Below are 1,388 nucleotides of genomic sequence, written 5' to 3'. Positions count from 1 at the left end.
GGTCAACTTGGATGGGGATTTTTTGTTTTGTAAAAACTTTGTTGTTATTATTTGGAGGGAATTTGATGGTAAAGTACGTTATTTTTGATTTTGGTGGAACCCTTGTGGATTCAAAAAAAAGCATTTGTTTCAAGTGGGAATAAACTCTCTAAGAATATAATTTAAAAGAAATAAAAATTAATGAGATAGAATCTATGAAAAAACTATCTATAAAAGAAAGAGGATGGTTAAAGGATATGGTAGTTTGGAGATAAAACAAACAAATGTAATCAGACCATTTAGAAAGTTAAAAATATTCGGGACGATATTTATTGTTATTATTTTAATTTCATTGATTTCCGGGTTCTTTTATGAATTTATAAGTTATAAAAATGTTAAAAGCAATTACCCTCCAGATGGACAAATGATCGATGTTGGGAACAGAGAAATACATATGAATATCAAAGGGGCTAAAACGAGTCTGCCACCTGTTGTTATTGAAACAGGAACTGGTAATTGGTCTTATGATTGGTCAAACGTTCAGAAAGAACTATCAAAGCAAACCCAAGTCATTACTTATGATCGAGCAGGGTATGGGTGGATGACCCGCCTCCTAATGGATTTAATATCGATATGACGATTAATGATTTAAATAAGATCCTCGAATCTTCTAAAATTGATACCCCAGTAATACTAGGGGGTCATTCTGTGGGAGGGATTTATTCTCGTCTCTTTGCAGACAAGTACCCAGAAAAGGTTTCAGGGTTAGTTCTTGTAGATTCTAGAAATGAATATTTTTCAAAACAAGTTGAGTCTTATAATCACAAGTTTTTCGAGACACAAGACCAAACGATGAATCGTATTTTATCTCATGTCGGAATAGTGTGACTATTCGGTAAGAATATGATTTCAGATTCAATGCCAGATTATATTTCTCCAGAAAAGTATGTGAATGTTCATTGGGATACTCCGTTTTTCAAAGTATTAAATGAAGAAATTCAGCAAATAAAAATAGCCGAGAAATTACTGGAAGATACTCACTCGTTAGGAGATAAGCCTTTAACAATTGTTACACCAAGTAATGTAGAAATGCAGGCGTCAGAATTAGGGTTCTCAAAAAAAGAAGCGGATAGTCTTGAAAAGAAATGGAAGGATTCACAAAAACAATTGATCAATTTATCCACGAAAAGTGAATTCATTTTAGTTCCTAAGAGTAGTCACTCAGTGATGTATGATCAACCTAATGTAATAATAGAAGCAATTTTGGATATGGCTAATGAACTATAAACTGTACTCAACGTGCTTTAGTCCGTTAAATAGGGGCTTTAATGAAATTAGGGCTAACAGGGCAAGAGCTTGGGATTAGAGTTGACGCTTGTCGGCTCTTTTTTTAGTGTGCCAGGCATGGC

General features: G+C 33.8%; 3 protein-coding genes. All 3 read left to right on the top strand.

Annotated features, from left to right (window positions below):
- Window positions 1-223: 223 nt before the first annotated feature.
- The 3 genes from V7014_RS08395 to V7014_RS08385 are packed head-to-tail and all read left to right on the top strand — an operon-like array spanning window position 224 to window position 1,266.
- Window positions 224-616 (top strand): alpha/beta fold hydrolase, encoded by a 393-nt coding sequence (locus V7014_RS08395; RefSeq protein WP_335506091.1) that lies wholly within the window; start codon window positions 224-226, stop codon window positions 614-616.
- On the top strand, window positions 613-867 hold the full coding sequence (locus tag V7014_RS08390; RefSeq protein ID WP_335506089.1) for an alpha/beta fold hydrolase: 255 nt from the start codon (window positions 613-615) through the stop codon (window positions 865-867). Before V7014_RS08395 ends, V7014_RS08390 begins: the two co-directional genes overlap by 4 nt.
- 15 nt (window positions 868-882) lie before the next feature.
- Window positions 883-1,266, top strand: coding sequence for a hypothetical protein (locus V7014_RS08385; protein ID WP_335506087.1), 384 nt, complete (start codon window positions 883-885; stop codon window positions 1,264-1,266).
- Window positions 1,267-1,388 lie beyond the last annotated feature (122 nt).

Origin of the sequence: Bacillus sp. JJ722 (assembly GCF_036963345.1) — a bacterium.
Lineage (GTDB): Bacteria > Bacillota > Bacilli > Bacillales > DSM-1321 > Bacillus_AD.
The sequence above is the reverse complement of the archived record's forward strand: the minus strand, read 5'-3'. Positions and strand labels throughout refer to the sequence as shown.

Excerpts from the sequence above, each read along its gene's own strand:
- V7014_RS08395 (WP_335506091.1), top strand. The coding sequence starts at position 224 with ATGGTTAAAGGATATGGTAGTTTGGAGATAAAACAAACAAATGTAATC.
- V7014_RS08390 (WP_335506089.1), top strand. The coding sequence starts at position 613 with ATGACGATTAATGATTTAAATAAGATCCTCGAATCTTCTAAAATTGAT.
- V7014_RS08385 (WP_335506087.1), top strand. The coding sequence starts at position 883 with ATGATTTCAGATTCAATGCCAGATTATATTTCTCCAGAAAAGTATGTG.